The organism is Kitasatospora sp. NPDC085879, from assembly GCF_040686255.1.
In the GTDB taxonomy this organism is placed as follows: Bacteria; Actinomycetota; Actinomycetes; order Streptomycetales; family Streptomycetaceae; genus Kitasatospora.
Genome location: NZ_JBFBJZ010000019.1, coordinates 87,462 through 101,238, shown reverse-complemented (window position 1 = coordinate 101,238; position 13,777 = coordinate 87,462). Strand labels below are relative to the sequence as shown.

13 protein-coding genes and 1 tRNA gene are annotated in these 13,777 nt (G+C 75.1%); 10 read left to right on the top strand and 4 right to left on the bottom strand.

Annotated elements, in window-relative coordinates:
* The first annotated feature begins 107 nt into the window (after positions 1-107).
* From AB0P35_RS17080 to AB0P35_RS17070, 3 genes are all read left to right on the top strand, one after another.
* Positions 108-1,229, top strand: a complete 1,122-nt coding sequence (locus AB0P35_RS17080) for a hypothetical protein (RefSeq protein ID WP_363511397.1) — start codon at positions 108-110, stop codon at positions 1,227-1,229.
* Positions 1,230-1,339: 110 nt separating this feature from the next.
* Positions 1,340-1,413 (top strand) — tRNA-Ala (locus AB0P35_RS17075).
* Positions 1,414-1,705: 292 nt separating this feature from the next.
* Complete coding sequence (locus tag AB0P35_RS17070; protein ID WP_363511395.1) at positions 1,706-2,140, top strand: hypothetical protein; 435 nt, start codon at positions 1,706-1,708, stop codon at positions 2,138-2,140.
* 165 nt (positions 2,141-2,305) lie between these two features.
* Here the strand turns inward: AB0P35_RS17070 and AB0P35_RS17065 are convergent, their stop codons facing one another.
* Together AB0P35_RS17065 and AB0P35_RS17060 are read right to left on the bottom strand one after the other, a co-directional pair.
* Positions 2,306-2,716: a heme-binding protein gene (locus AB0P35_RS17065; protein ID WP_095873467.1), complete on the bottom strand. Its 411-nt coding sequence runs from the start codon at positions 2,714-2,716 to the stop codon at positions 2,306-2,308.
* A gap of 60 nt (positions 2,717-2,776) precedes the next feature.
* Entirely contained in the window at positions 2,777-3,997 is a 1,221-nt protein-coding gene (locus tag AB0P35_RS17060) for an MFS transporter (protein WP_363511393.1), read from the bottom strand.
* Between the two features lie 136 nt (positions 3,998-4,133).
* On the opposite strand from AB0P35_RS17060, the gene AB0P35_RS17055 reads away from it, so the two are divergent.
* Positions 4,134-4,616: a MarR family transcriptional regulator gene (locus AB0P35_RS17055; RefSeq protein WP_363511391.1), complete on the top strand. Its 483-nt coding sequence runs from the start codon at positions 4,134-4,136 to the stop codon at positions 4,614-4,616.
* Between the two features lie 86 nt (positions 4,617-4,702).
* On the opposite strand, the gene AB0P35_RS17050 is transcribed toward AB0P35_RS17055, so the two are convergent.
* Both AB0P35_RS17050 and AB0P35_RS17045 read right to left on the bottom strand, forming a co-directional pair.
* Positions 4,703-5,668, bottom strand: coding sequence for a peptidase (locus AB0P35_RS17050; protein WP_363511389.1), 966 nt, complete (start codon positions 5,666-5,668; stop codon positions 4,703-4,705).
* Between the two features lie 2 nt (positions 5,669-5,670).
* On the bottom strand, positions 5,671-6,999 hold the full coding sequence (locus AB0P35_RS17045; protein ID WP_363511387.1) for a VWA domain-containing protein: 1,329 nt from the start codon (positions 6,997-6,999) through the stop codon (positions 5,671-5,673).
* A gap of 127 nt (positions 7,000-7,126) precedes the next feature.
* Between AB0P35_RS17045 and AB0P35_RS17040 the strand changes: the two genes are divergently transcribed.
* The 6 genes from AB0P35_RS17040 to AB0P35_RS17015 all read left to right on the top strand — a co-directional run bounded on the left by AB0P35_RS17040 (position 7,127) and on the right by AB0P35_RS17015 (position 13,758).
* On the top strand, positions 7,127-8,020 hold the full coding sequence (locus tag AB0P35_RS17040) for an ABC transporter ATP-binding protein (RefSeq protein ID WP_363511385.1): 894 nt from the start codon (positions 7,127-7,129) through the stop codon (positions 8,018-8,020).
* The gene (locus AB0P35_RS17035; protein ID WP_363511383.1) at positions 8,017-8,679 is read left to right on the top strand and encodes an ABC transporter; all 663 of its coding nucleotides are present in this window, start codon (positions 8,017-8,019) and stop codon (positions 8,677-8,679) included. The genes AB0P35_RS17040 and AB0P35_RS17035 overlap by 4 nt, the downstream gene beginning before the upstream one ends.
* Positions 8,680-8,822: 143 nt before the next feature.
* On the top strand, positions 8,823-9,326 hold the full coding sequence (locus AB0P35_RS17030) for a DUF1269 domain-containing protein (RefSeq protein ID WP_363511381.1): 504 nt from the start codon (positions 8,823-8,825) through the stop codon (positions 9,324-9,326).
* Between the two features lie 59 nt (positions 9,327-9,385).
* Positions 9,386-10,738: an FtsW/RodA/SpoVE family cell cycle protein gene (locus AB0P35_RS17025; RefSeq protein WP_363511379.1), complete on the top strand. Its 1,353-nt coding sequence runs from the start codon at positions 9,386-9,388 to the stop codon at positions 10,736-10,738.
* Complete coding sequence (locus tag AB0P35_RS17020; protein WP_363511377.1) at positions 10,735-12,234, top strand: penicillin-binding transpeptidase domain-containing protein; 1,500 nt, start codon at positions 10,735-10,737, stop codon at positions 12,232-12,234. The genes AB0P35_RS17025 and AB0P35_RS17020 overlap by 4 nt, the downstream gene beginning before the upstream one ends.
* 186 nt (positions 12,235-12,420) lie before the next feature.
* Positions 12,421-13,758 carry a hypothetical protein gene (locus tag AB0P35_RS17015; RefSeq protein ID WP_144298626.1) on the top strand — a complete coding sequence of 446 codons (1,338 nt, stop codon included), beginning with the start codon at positions 12,421-12,423 and terminating at the stop codon, positions 13,756-13,758.
* Positions 13,759-13,777 lie beyond the last annotated feature (19 nt).

The window sequence follows — 13,777 nt, the reverse complement described above, 5'->3', positions numbered from 1 at the left end:
CGAGTGGTGGCAAACACCGGCAAAATAGTCGGAGAATCAGCTTGATCACACGACACGCCGCGCCAAATTGCTGCCAGGCCTTACCGCGCCCCCGTACCGTGTGAATCGTGAGCAGTAGCGGCCTTATCTACGCGGTCATCGTGGGAGCCTGGGCCGCCTATCTGGTGCCGATGTGGCTCCGCAGGCAGGACGAGCTCAACGAGTCGCGTCCGACGGAACGCTTCAGTACCGCGATCCGCCTGCTGGCCGGCCGGTCGGCGCTGGAGCGGCGCGCATCGAGGTCTCTCACCGACGAACCCACCGGCGGGCACCCCGCCCCCGTCCAGGACGACGCCCCCGGCGACCCGTCCGCCCCTGTCGCGCCCGCGGTCGCCGAGGACGCCCCGGCCGAGCCGGTGCCGGCGGCCCCGGAGCCCGCGGCAACCCCGGACGCGCCCGAGATCCAGGTCTCCGGCGCGGAGATCCCGGCGGACCGGCCGCACCGGCCGACCGCGCAGCGCCGCGCCCGGCTGCTCGCCCGGCGCCGCCGCATGGTCACCCTGCTCTTCGTGGCCTTCGCGCTCGGTGCGGTGGTCGCGGCCGTCTCCGGCATCGCCTTCATCTGGGTGCCCGCCGTGCCCGCCGCGCTGCTGACCTTCTACATCGGCCACCTGCGCCGGCTGGAACGCCAGCGGTACGAGGTCAAGATCGACCGGGCCCGCGCCGCGCAGGCCGCCGAGCGGCTGCGCGCCCGCGAGCGGGACCGGGAGCAGGACCGGGAGCAGCGGCGGGAGCGCGCCGACCGGGCCGAGCCGCAGGCCGCCGCGCAGTTCTCCGCGCAGCTCGCCCCGGAGTCCGTCCGGCAGGACGGAGCGCCCGTCGCGGACGGGCCTGCCCGGCCGCACCTTCGGCTCGCCGCCGAGGCGCCGGCGCACGGCCTGTCCGAGGCCGCCACCTCGGCGACCGCCCTGGTCGAGGCCACCGACCACGAGGAGTGGGTGGACGGGATGCGCGAGCGGGGGCCGGCCGGGGCCGACTCCTGGGAGCCGGTGCCCGTCCCGCTGCCGACCTACGTCACCGCGCCGGTCGCCCCGCGGGTCACCCGCGGCCTCGACCTGGGCGCCCCCGGCGTCCGGGACTCCGGCCGCCCGGCCGAGTCCCGCCGGACCCCGCTGTTCGACCAGTACGCGGAGGCCGCCGCGCCACCCGAGGCGGACTTCGCGCCGCGGGCCCGAGCGGCCAACGAGTGATCCCCGAGCGCCCCGCCCTCCGCCCCGCGGAGGGCGGGGCGCCGCACGTCGGGGCCATGACCGCAATGGTCACGGGCCGGTCCGCAGAGGTGATAGAGTTCTTTCTCGTTGGGGCTGTGGCGCAGTCCGGTAGCGCACCTCGTTCGCATCGAGGGGGTCAGGGGTTCGAATCCCCTCAGCTCCACCCAATGTCAAAGGCCCTTCCGGGATTACCCGGGAGGGCCTTTGAGCGTTCGCGCGGCAGCGAAGTGCAGCGCCTGCTCCGGGAGCCCGGGCGCTTCGGCCGCGATGTGCCGGAGGAGCTGCGCCGCGATCCGCTGACGCGCCGTCACCGCAGCCCGGGTGTGCGAGTGATTTGTGCGTGTGCAGTCAAGGCAATGCAAAGATCCACTCGACCTCACCGACCCGTGGCAGCCAATCTACTTAGGCTCGCTGGAGCTCGCCGGGCCGTCCGAGCGAGCCCTAGGGAGGATCGCATGATGCGTCACAGGATCGCGGCCTTAACCGCAGCCACCGTTCTCCTTGCCGGCGGGGCGCTCGCCACCGCGACGTCGGCATCGGCGGCTGTCGACCCGCCCGGCGGCAGCTGGGACCACACGTGGACCACCGTGGACTCCGCCCACGGCGGCACGGTCTACGTCGAGGAGCACGGCGACGTCGTCTCCGTCTGCGACTCGGCAGCCGACGGAATGGCCCCCAGGGTCCAGGTCTGGACCCAGAGCAGTTCCGGCCAGTACAACTCCCGCTACATCATCGAGGCCACCGGCGGGCTCGGATCGTGCAAGACCGTCAGTGCTTCGGACGGCGGCATTTACGACCTTCCGGAGAACGTCAGCATCGCCGTCTCGATCTGGCTGGGCCCGAGCGTGGGGCATCTCGGAAGCGAACACACCTTCCTCAACGACCACTGAACCCAGGGTTCCGCACTGAGCGGGCCGCCGTACCGCAGTGCGGTACGGCAACCGCGGCGGCCCTAGCCGACCGGAGCCCGGAGGCCGGAGGCCGGCGAAATCCCGTCCGATCGCCGACCGGACGGGATTTCTGCTGTCCGGGGCCGTACCCGAACTGAGCGGACGTCAGCCGAGGTCGGACTCGGCCGCGGCGGCCCGGGCGAAGCCGTGGTCCTGGGCGGGTGCGCCGCCGCCGATGCCGAGGGCGCCGACGAGCCGTCCGTCGCGGTGCAGCGGGATGCCGCCGGCGAGGAAGAGCAGCGGGCGGTCCAGCGCGGTGGGCAGGGTGTGGAAGGGGCCGCCGGGCCGGACGGCGTCGACCAGGTCGGCGGTGGGGGTGTCCAGCTGGAGGGCCGTGTAGGCCTTGCGGGTGCTGGTCTCGCCGGCGATCAGGACGGCCCGGTCGTCGCGGCGGAAGGCCAGCAGGTGGCCCCCGGCGTCCAGCACGGTGGCGGAGATCCGGACGCCCTCGGCCTCGGCGGCCCGGTGGGCGGCGGCGATCAGGCGGTCGGCGTCGGCGGTGGTCAGCGGGTTCATCGGTACTCCGGTTCGGTTCGGTGCTGCGGTGTTCGTAGTGCGGGGGGATCGGACGGTCGGTCAGTGGTCGACGGGTACCCGCGCGGTGGGCGCGGTGTCGGCGGTCACGGTCGGCACCGGTGCCGGCCGGCGGTCCAGCGCGGCGGAGAGGACGGCGAGACCGAGGGCGCCGGCGGCCATCAGGGCGCCCACCCAGTTGGGGGCGGTGGCGCCGAGGCCGGCTGAGAGGACGGCGCCGCCGAGCCAGGCGGCCAGCGCGTTGCCGAGGTTGAAGGCGCCGATGTTCACGGCGGAGGCCAGGGTGGGGGCGTCGGCGGTCCGGTCGAGGACGCGCTTCTGCAGCGGCGGGACGGTGGCGAAGCCGAGCGCGCCGATCAGCGGCACGGTGACCGCGGCCAGCACCTTGTCGTGCGCCGTGAAGGAGAACAGTGCGAGGACGACGGCCAGCGCGCCGAGCGTGGTGATGAGCATCGGCATCAGCCGGCGGTCCGCGTACCTGCCGCCGACCAGGTTGCCGACGACCATGCCGAGCCCGAACAGGACGAGCAGCCAGGTGACGGAGGACTCGGCGTAGCCGGCGGCCTCGGTCATCATCGGCGCGATGTAGGTCACCGCGGCGAAGACGCCGCCGAAGCCCAGCACCGTCATCAGCATCGCGAGCACGACCTGGACGTTGCGGAAGGCGGCCAGCTCGCGCCGGATCCCGGGCCGTCCGGTGCCGTCGGTGCCGGGCCGCGGGTCGGCCGGGACGAGAGCGGCGATGCCCGCCAGCCCGGCCACGCCGAGCGCGGCGACCAGCAGGAAGGTGACCCGCCAGCCGACCTGCTGGCCGACCAGGGTGCCGAGCGGCACGCCGACCACGTTGGCGACGGTCAGGCCGGTGAACATCATGGCGATCGCCCCGGCCTTGCGCGCGGGGGCGACGAGGCCGGCCGCGACGATCGAGCCGATGCCGAAGAAGGCGCCGTGGGCGAGCGAGGCGGTGATCCGGCCGGCGAGCACCAGGCCGAAGGCGGGGGCGAGGGCGGTCAGCAGGTTGCCCGCGACGAACAGACCCATCAGCAGCATGAGCATCCGCTTGCGGCTGACCCGGGTGCCGAGGGCGGCGAGCAGCGGGGCGCCGGCCACCACGCCGAGGGCGTAGCCGGTGGTGAGCAGGCCGGCGGTGGGGACGGAGACGCCGAAGTCCTGGGCCACCTGCGGCAGCAGTCCCATGACCACGAATTCCGTGGTGCCGATGCCGAAGGCGCCGATGGCGAGCGCCAGGAGTGCGAGAGGCATGGGTGGCCTTCCCAGTGGTTGCGTAGAGGCCTTACGGGCTTCGACATTAATTGCACGCGCCTATAGTTGCAAACGCGGGCTATCTCGGATCTGGACTATCCTGGGGTGACACCGCAGCGAAGGGAGCAGTGGTCCCATGACGCGACCCGAACCGGGCCTGGCCCACGGCTGGTGCGCACTCTCCGCCCTGCACGGCCGGATCGAGGCGCACATCGAGCGCGCCCTCCAGGCGGAGCACGGCCTGAGCGTGCGCGAGTTCTCCGTCCTGGACGTGCTCAGCGCGCAGCACGACGAGGAGGGCGGGCACTTCCGGATGACCCAGCTCGCGGACGCCGTCGTGCTCAGCCAGAGCGCCACCACCCGGCTGGTCACCCGGCTGGAGGACCGCGGCCTGCTCGCCCGCTACCTCTGCCCGACCGACCGCCGCGGCATCTACACCAACGTCACCGACGCCGGGCTGGCCCTGCTGGAGCAGGCCCGCCCCACCAACGACCACGCGCTGCGCGAGGCCCTGGACGCGGCCGGGCGGCGCCCCGAGCTCGCCCCGCTGGTCGCCGCCGTCCGCGACCTCGAACCCGCCTCACCGGCCGCGGGCCCGGTGCCCGTCGCGGTGGGCTGACCGGCGCACGGGAACACCGAAGGGCCCGGCCGGGACGACCTGCGGTCGCTCCGGCCGGGCCCTTCGGCCCTGCTGCCCCGGACGGGTCAGCTGCGGTACTGCGGGTGCTGCGGTGCGGTGGCCTGCGGCGGCACCGGGGCCGGCCCGGCGGGCCGGCGCCCGCGCGGGTGGCGGGTGAGGGTGTAGCCCCAGACACCGGCCAGGGCGGCCAGCGTGCCGCCCGCGACCGTCCAGTACCAGCGGGTGTTCCAGCCCGAGAACAGGCCGGTGTACCAGTGCGACTCCGGCTCGCCGGGCGCCGCCACCTCCACCGTGCCGACGGCCGCCGAGGCGGAGGCCGAGGGCTTGGCGCTCGGGGTGGCCGTCGCGGCGCCAGGTGCCGCGGTGGAGCCCGCGTTGACCGGCGGCACCAGCGGCGCCTTCAGCTCGCCGCCCTCCGGCTGGGCGTCGTCCGCCCCGCCCTTGCCGGCGACGTGCAGCTGCACCTGGGCCGCGAGGCCGAGGTCTTGCTGCGGGACGTCCGCGACCGAGAGCCGCACGTAGTAGGTGCCCGGCAGCGGGTCGCCGGACCACGGCTCGGCCCAGGAGCGGATCTGCCGCAGCGTGCAGCTCATCGACACCGACGCGGTGGCGGTGTCCGCGGTGGCGTTCTGCGGGCCGGCGGTGCAGGACTGCCGGCGCCGCAGGCCGTCGAACAGCTCCACCGACCAGGTCTGCGTGCCGTGCCGGTCGGCGGACGGCGGCAGCGTCACCGTCACGTGCACGGTGTCGGTCCGGCCCTCGGAGGCGGCGAACGCCCAGTACAGGTAGTCGCCGGTGGAGGCGGACACCACGGCCGCCTTGCCGGCGGGCAGCGGCGTCGCGGTCAGGAAGGTCGTCCCGGCGGTGGTTACCGCGGCGGCGGCGGCCGAGCCGGACGGCGCGGGCGACGGGGAGGCCGCCGCGGCCGACGGGGCAGCCGCCAGCAGGGCGCCGAGGCCCAGCGGCAGCACGGCCGCGGCACGGGCGAAGGCCGTACGCCTCGTCAGGGAACGCATCATCGGAACACGCATCGTCAGTTCTCCCGCCAGACAGCGATCCGCCAGCGCGCCAGCCAGCCGAAGACCAGGCCGGCGAGCAGGCCCGCGAGGGTCAGCACCAGCAGCAGGATCCAGCCGCGGCCGAGACCCATGGCCGGGCCGTCCGGCGCGGGGGACGCCTTGGCGACGTCCACGGTCAGCTCGACCGGCAGGCCCGGCGCGGCCTGCACGCCCGCCTGCGCGGCGAAGGAGTTGCTGACGACCAGGCAGACCACGTGCTCGGCGGCGCCCTTGCCTGACGACGACCCGGACGGCGACGGTGTGGCGTCCTCGTCCGCGGCCGGCGCCGACCAGCGCACGCCGGTGGAGGCGACGTCGGTGCGGCCGCTGCCCGCGTCGGTGCCGCGCACCAGCTCCTGGCCGCTCGTGTCGGTGGCCAGCAGCAGCACGCCGTAGTCGCGGGCGACCGCCCGGTCCGGCGTGACGCTGACCGAGGCCCGCAGCTCCTCGCCCGCCTTCACCGGCACCCGGTAGACGCGGTGCTCGGAGAGCTTCTCCCGGTCGCTGTAGACGCCGGGCCGCAGCACCGGCGCGTCCGGGCAGGTGTCGGTGCCGGCGACCTTGGCGGGTGTCACCCGGTACGTCTCGCCGGCTCGGTCGACCAACTGCTTCACCTTCTCGGTGAGCTGGTCCTTCGTCCGCACGTCGGTGTAGGTGCCGCCGGTCGCGTTGGCGATGCACAGCAGCTGCTGGCGGGTCTTGTCGTCGTGGGCGAGGCCCAGCGTGTCGACCACCAGATTGATGCCCTGCGAGGCCAGTTCACGGGCCACCTCGCACGGGTCAGGCGGGGCACAGGAGTCCTCGCCGTCGGTGATCAGCACCACCCGGCGGGTCGTCGGGCCGTTGCCGAGGTCCTGGGCGGCGCCGCGCAGCGCCAGGCCGATCGGCGTCCAGCCGGTCGGACGCAGGGTGGCGACGGCCGTCTTGGCCTCCACCTTGTTCGTCTTCCCCACCGGGTACAGCTGCTTGGTGTCCTTGCAGCCCTCCGCCTTGTCGGTGCCCGGGTAGGTCGCGCCCAGCGTGCGGATGCCGAACTCGGTCTCCGCCGGCAGCGCGTCGATGACCTCGCCGATGGACTGCTGGGCCACCGAGATCCGGCTCCTGCCCTCGATGTCGGTGGCCCGCATCGAGCCGCTGACGTCGAGGACGAGGTCGACCTTGGGCGCCTCGGTGGTGGCGGCCGTGGAGCCGCTTGGTTCGTCGGCGTACGCCGGGAGGGTGCCGAGCAGCATGCCGGCGGATATCGCCAGTGCTGACAGCAGCCCCGCCGCGCGGGTCGCCGTTCGTCGTCCGATAGTCGTCACGCGCGCATCCTATGGATCATCAGTTTGGTTCTCCCAATGTGCAGGGCCTGTGCGAACCAAGGGGGATTGTGCGGATCGGCCCCGCTGCCCGGGCCACCGTCTAGGCTTCCGCGGAGGGAGGGGGCGCATGCGACTCGACGGGGTGGGGCGGCGGTACGGCCGGCGCGAGCCGTGGATCCTGCGCGGGGTGGCGCTCGCCGTCGACCCGGGCGCGCTGGTGCGGATCGGCGGCCCGAACGGCAGCGGCAAGTCCACCCTGCTGCGGATCGCCGCCGGCGTGGAGCGCCCGACCGAGGGCACCGCCGAGCTGCCCGCCCGCCGCGCCTACGTGCCCGAGCGCTTCCCGCCCGCGCTGCCCTTCGACGTCCGCGGCTACCTGCGGCACACCGGCCGGATCCGCGGCCTGGACGGGGCGGTGGCCGACCGCCGGGCCGAGCACTGGCTGGACGCCTTCGGCATCGCCGACCGGGCCGGCACCCCGCTCGCCCAACTCTCCAAGGGCGCCTGCCAGAAGGTCGCCGTCGCCCAGGCGTTGCTCGCCGAGGCCGACCTGCTGGTGCTCGACGAGGCCTGGACCGGCCTCGACCCCGCCGCCCGCGCCCGGCTCGACGAGGCGGCCGCCGACCTCGCCGCCCGCGGCGGCCGGGTGCTCTTCGTCGACCACGACCCGACCCGGCTCGCCGGGCTCACCACCGCAACGTACGAGGTCGCCGCCGGCGCCCTGCTGCCGGTGCCGGCGGCCCGACCCGGCGGCCCGACCGTGCGGATAGAGGTCGAGAGCCCGGTCCCGCTGCCCGAGCGGTTGCCCGGCGCACCCCGCCGGACCGGCCTCGCCGACGGCGCCGTCCGGCTGGAGGTCGCCGGGGCCCACTCGGACGCGCTGCTGCGCGCCCTGCTCTCCGGCGGCGCCGTGCACGTGCGCAGCCTCGCCACCGTTCCGGAGGGGGCCGTCCCGGAGGGGACCGTCCCGGACGTGACAGCCGACGAGGCCGCCCGGGCCGTTCCGGAGGAGGCAAGGTGACCGCCCTGATCCGGTACCAACTGGAGCTGCTGCTGCGCTCCCACCGGCTGGTGCCGCCCGCGCTCTGCTACGGCGTGCTGATGGTGCTCGGCCTGTCCGGTGGGGACGACCCGCTCGGCGGCCATGCCTGGAGCGCCGGACTGCTGCTGCCCGTCACCGCCTGGCTGGTGCGCTGCGCGGTCACCGCGGAGCCGGCCGCGGCCCGGGCCTGCCGGGTGGCGGCGGCCGGCGCCCGCCGGGTGCACCGGGCCGACCTGCTGGCCGCGCTGCTGGCCGCCACCGTCCTCGCGGCCGCCGGGGCGGCGGCGGTGCTCGCCACCGGCGGCACCTCCAAGGCCGGGGCGGGCCCGGCGCTGGCCGGCGGCCTGGCGGCCACCGTGGCCTGCGTGCTGCTGGGGCTGGCCGTCGGTGCGCTGTGCAACCGCCCGGTGCTGCCCTCCGGCCCGTTCGGGATCCTGGCGGCGCTGGGCGCGGTGGTGCTGGTGCTGCTGGCGCCCTGGGCGCCGGCCCACGTCGTGGTGAAGGCGCTGGTCCGGGCCGCCGAGCACGGCGACCTCGACCTGGCCGGGGCGGTGCTGCCGGCGCTGTTCGCCGCCGTGCTGCTCGCGGTGGCGGCGGTGGCCGCGGCCGGGGAGCTGGCGGTGCGCCGGGCGGAGTGAGCCCGGCCGGCAGCACCGCGGTGCCGAAAATCGGACACACCGCCACGATCCAGCATAAATATGGCAAATCCTCGTTAGGCTGCGACCACCAGCAGCGGCGCGGCACCGGTTCCGCACGCTCGAGGACTGGAAGGAACCCGCGCGTGAGCAACCTCTTTGCGATCGCCTACCCCGACGTGGCCACCGCCCAGCAGGTCCGCGACACCGCCATCGGTCTGCAGAAGCAGAAGCTGATCGACCTGGAGGACATCGTCGTCGTCGAGCGCCGCCCGGACGGCAAGGTCAAGCTGCACCAGGCCGTCAACACCACCGGCATCGGCGCCGCCTCCGGTGCCCTGTGGGGCGGCGTCATCGGCCTGCTCTTCTTCATGCCCTTCCTCGGCGCGGCGATCGGCGGCGCGACCGGTGCGGCCGTCGGCGCCGCCACCGACACCGGCGTCGACGACAACTTCATGCGCCAGGTCGGCCAGAAGATGGAGCCCGGCTCCGCGGCCCTCTTCCTGCTGGTCCGCTCCGCCACCGCCGACAAGGTCGTGCCCGCGCTCGCCCAGTACGGCGGCGAGATCCTGCAGACCTCGCTCAGCGCGGACCAGGAGGAACACCTCGTCGAGGCCCTCAAGGCGGCGAAGGCGCACAGCGACGCGTGAGCCCGCCGCGGCCGCCCGCCCGGGGCGGCCGCCCACCGCCCCGCTCGCAAGGACCGGCCGTGGCCACACCCACCACCCCGGCGGCCGCACCGCCCACCGCCGCCACCGCGCCCCCGACCCGCCGCACCACCGAACTGCTGCTGGTCGTCGGCGCCGTGCTGATCGCGGTGTTCGGCTACATCGAGGTCGGCGCCAACATCGACGGCCGGCCGCCGCCCGACGCCGCCTCCTACGGGGCGGCGCTCGGCGCGCTCGCCCTGGTCGCGCACGGCGCGGTGCGCTGGCGGGCCCGGTACGCGGACCCGCTGCTGCTGCCGATCGCGGTGCTGCTGAACGGCATCGGACTGGTCGTCATCTACCGCCTGGACCGGGCCACCCCGGGCTCCGCCGCCGCCCCGACCCAGCTGCTCTGGTCGGCGATCGGGGTGGCGCTCTTCCTCGCCGCCGTCGTGGTGCTGCGCGACCACCGGGTGCTCCAGCGGTACGCCTACATCTGCGCGCTGGCCGCGCTGGTGCTCCTGGTGCTGCCGGTGTTCTTCCCGCCGGTCTACGGCTCCCGGATCTGGATCACCGTCGGCGCGTTCTCCATCCAGCCCGGCGAGTTCGCCAAGATCCTGCTCGCGGTGTTCTTCGCCGCCTACCTCGCCGCGCACCGGGACGCGCTCGCCCTGACCGGCCGCCGGATCTGGCGCTTCCAGCTGCCCCGCGGCCGGGTGCTCGGCCCGGTGCTGGTGGTCTGGGCGGCCTTCGTCGGCGTCCTCGTGCTGGAGACCGACCTCGGCACCTCGCTGCTGTTCTTCGGCCTGTTCGTGATCATGCTGTACGTGGCCACCGCCCGCAGCGGCTGGATCGCCATCGGCCTCTTCCTGGCCGCGGTCGGCGCGGCCGGCGTCGGCTGGCTCTCCCCGCACGTGCACAGCCGGGTCACCGACTGGCTGGACCCGCTCGGCTCGATCGCCGCCGGACAGGGCCCCAACCAGATCGCCCAGTCGCTGTTCGCCTTCGCCTGGGGCGGCCTGCTCGGCGCCGGCCTCGGCCTCGGCCACTCCATCCTGATCGGCTTCGCCGCCAAGTCCGACTTCATCCTCGCCACCGTCGGCGAGGAACTCGGCCTGACCGGGCTGACCGCCGTCCTGCTGCTCTACGCCCTGCTGGTCTCCCGCGGCTTCGCCACCGGCCTCGCCCTGCGCGACCCGTTCGGCCGGCTGCTGGCGATCGGCCTGGCCGCCATCGTCGGCCTGCAGGTCTTCGTGGTGGCCGGCGGCGTCCTCGCGCTCATCCCGCTCACCGGCATGACGCTGCCCTTCGTCGCCCAGGGCGGATCCTCCGTCGTCACCAACTGGATCATCGTCGCCCTGCTGGTGCGGATGAGCGACACCGCCCGCCGCCCACGCCCGGAGGCCCACCCGTGATCACCCGCGGCGACTCCGCCGCCCGCCCCGGCATCTCCACCACCGGCCGCCGGGCCGGCACCTTCTGCCTGCTGCTGATCGTCGCCCTCGCCGCCCAGGCCACCCGGGTGCAGATCTTCCAGGCCGACGCCTACGACCACAACAAGGCCAACCAGCGGCTCACCATCGAGCGATACGACCAGCCGCGCGGCAACATCCTGGTGGCCGGCGAGCCCGTCACCGGCTCCACCCCCACCGGCGGCCGCTACGACTACCGGCGCACCTACACCGACGGCCCCGCCTGGGCGGCCGTCACCGGCTACGCCTCCCAGGTCTACGGCACCACCCAGCTGGAGGGCATCTACGACGACCTGCTCTCCGGTGCCGACGACCGCCTCTCCGGCTGGGCCGTGTGGGACGCCGTCGCCCGCCGGCAGAACCCCGGCGGCGACGTCCACACCACCATCGACCCGGCCGCCCAGCAGGCCGCGCTGCACGGCCTGGGCCGCCAGCAGGGCGCCGTCGTCGCGATCGAACCCGCCACCGGCCGCATCCTCGCCCTCGCCAGCACCCCCTCCTACGACCCGGGCAGCTTCGCCGGCTCCTCGGCCGCCGACCGCGAGGCCTGGACCCGGCTGCGTGCCGACACCGACCAGCCGATGCTCAACCGGGCACTGCGCCAGATCTACCCGCCGGGCTCCACCTTCAAGGTGGTCACCGCGGCCGCCGCACTCGCCTCCGGCGAGGTCAGGGACGTCCACGCCCCGACCGGCGCCCCCTACCCCTACGTCATGCAGGGCACCACGACCGAACTCGTCAACGACAGCCGGGCCTGCGACGAGGCCGGCCTCTCGCTGGACGAGGCGATGGTGAACTCGTGCAACAGCACCATGGGCTGGCTCGGCACCCAGGTCGGGCTGCAGCGGATGGCGTCCACCGCCGAGGCCTTCGGCTTCAACGACGCCGCACTGGACGTCCCCGTCCGCGCCGCCCGCTCCAACTTCGACACCCGGATGAACACCTCCCAGGTCGCGCTCTCCTCCATCGGCCAGTACGACACCGCCGCCACCCCGCTGGTCATGGCGACGGTCGCCGCCGGGATCGCCAACAACGGCACGGTCATGCGTCCACAGCTTGTGGACAAACTGACGCGCAGCGACGGCACCGTCGTCCAGCTGATGCACCCGCAGCTCTACCGGCAGGCGGTGAGCGCCTCCGTCGCCGCGAAGGTCCAGCAGCTCATGGTCGACGTGGTCGAGGAGGGCACCGGCAGCAGGGCGCGGATCCCCGGCGCCGTCGTCGGCGGCAAGACCGGCACCGCCCAGCACGGCACCGGCAACGGCGGCACCCCCTTCGCCTGGTTCATCGCCTGGGCCCGCCCGGCGGACTCCGGCGGCGTGCCCCCGGTCGCGGTGGCCGTGGTGGTCGCCGACAGCGAGGCCACCGACGTCACCGGCGGCGCCCTGGCCGCGCCCATCGCCCGTTCGGTCCTGCAGGCCGTGCTGAACGGCGACTGATCCGCCGCCGCCCCGGCCCGCCCCGCCCGGCCGGCCCCGACCGGCCGACACACCCCCCGACCGGCCCGCACACCGGCTCGGTCCGCCCCCGCGGCACCGGCGGCCCGCCCCCGTTGTGGCAGGACGCACACCATCAACCGTCGGGGCGCCGGGACAGCGACCCGCCCAGCCCATACCCTCTCTGCCATGGTGAGCCCCCGGATGCCCGACCGGCCCGAGCCCGAGCGCCGTGCGCGCCGGCGCCCCGCCGTCCCCGGCGCCGGGCCCGTGCCCGCCGCCCGGGTGCCCCGCCCCCGCTCCGACAGCGGGCCGGCCGCACGCCGACTCGCCGGTCACCGCGGCGTCCAACTGCTCGGCTGCGCCGTCGCGGCCGGCTGGGCCGGTGCCTTCCCGCTCGTCTCCGACCTGCCCAACCAGGTCTTCTGGGGCACCCTCGCCGCCCCCGCGTACGGCCTCGCCGGACTGCTCTGCGCGGTGCTGCCCCGGCGGATCGCCCCGCGCGCCGCCGCCTCGGTGGCCCTGGTCGGCGCGGTGCTGCTGCCCCTCGTCCTGCTCGCGGTGCACGGCCGCCACCAGTCCGAGGTGATGGTCGTCGAACGCTCCGCCCACCTGCTGCTGAGCTCCGGCGACCCCTACCTGGCCGCCCCCGTCCGGGCCGCCGACTACAACCCCTACCTGCCCGCCATGGTGCTGTTCGGTCTGCCGCGGGCGGTGCTCGGCAGCGCCGGGCCGGTCACCCAGCTGCTCGGCGACGCCCGGATCTGGTTCGCGCTGACCTTCCTCGGCTGCATGCTCGGCAGCTGGTGGCTGCTGCGCCCCGCCCGCGACCGGGCCCCGCTGCTGCCGCTCGCCGTGCTCACCGCCTCCCCGCTGATCGGCCTCGCCCTCGCGGTCGGCGGCGTCGACCTGCCGCTGATCGGCGTCTGCTGCCTGGCGATGGCCCTCGCCGCCCGCGGCCGCGCCGCCGGCGCCGGCGTCGTGCTGGCCCTCGCCTGCACCCTCAAGTGGACGGCCTGGCCGGCCCTGCCGGTGGCCGCCCTGCTGATCTGGCGGCTCTACGGCCGGCTGCCGGCCGCCCGTGCCGCGGCGATCGCGGTCGGCGCCGCGGTGGCGGTGGTGCTGCCGTTCGCACTGCTGGACGGCCGGGAGATGCGCGAGCAGGTGGTCCGCTTCCCGCTCGGCCTGGCCGCCGTGCAGACCCCGGCCGGCAGCCCGCTGCCCGGCAAGGTGCTGGCCGGCCTCGGCCCGACCGGGCACACCATCTCGCTCACCCTGCTCTGCCTCGGCGGCCTCGCCGTGGCGCTCTGGCTGCTGGCCTACCCGCCGACCTCGGCGGTCGCCGCCTGCGACCTGCTGGCGGCCGGCCTGGCGATAGCGTTCGTGCTCGCCCCGGCCGGGCGGTTCGGCTACCTGGCGCTGCCGGCCGTGCTGGTGATCTGGCCACGGCTGGCCTCCCGCTCGCTGACCTGGCGGCAACCCGAGCCGGCCGTACTGCCCCCGCGCAGCGGACTCGTCCAGGTCTGACCCCGCCCTCCGGCGCGTC

Coding starts and splice junctions, on each gene's coding strand:
- AB0P35_RS17055 (WP_363511391.1), top strand. CDS start 4,134: ATGACGCGACCCGAACCGGGCCTGGCCCACGGCTGGTGCGCACTCTCC.
- AB0P35_RS17065 (WP_095873467.1), bottom strand. CDS start 2,716: ATGAACCCGCTGACCACCGCCGACGCCGACCGCCTGATCGCCGCCGCC.
- AB0P35_RS17015 (WP_144298626.1), top strand. CDS start 12,421: ATGGTGAGCCCCCGGATGCCCGACCGGCCCGAGCCCGAGCGCCGTGCG.
- AB0P35_RS17060 (WP_363511393.1), bottom strand. CDS start 3,997: ATGCCTCTCGCACTCCTGGCGCTCGCCATCGGCGCCTTCGGCATCGGC.
- AB0P35_RS17070 (WP_363511395.1), top strand. CDS start 1,706: ATGATGCGTCACAGGATCGCGGCCTTAACCGCAGCCACCGTTCTCCTT.
- AB0P35_RS17040 (WP_363511385.1), top strand. CDS start 7,127: ATGCGACTCGACGGGGTGGGGCGGCGGTACGGCCGGCGCGAGCCGTGG.
- AB0P35_RS17050 (WP_363511389.1), bottom strand. CDS start 5,668: ATGCGTGTTCCGATGATGCGTTCCCTGACGAGGCGTACGGCCTTCGCC.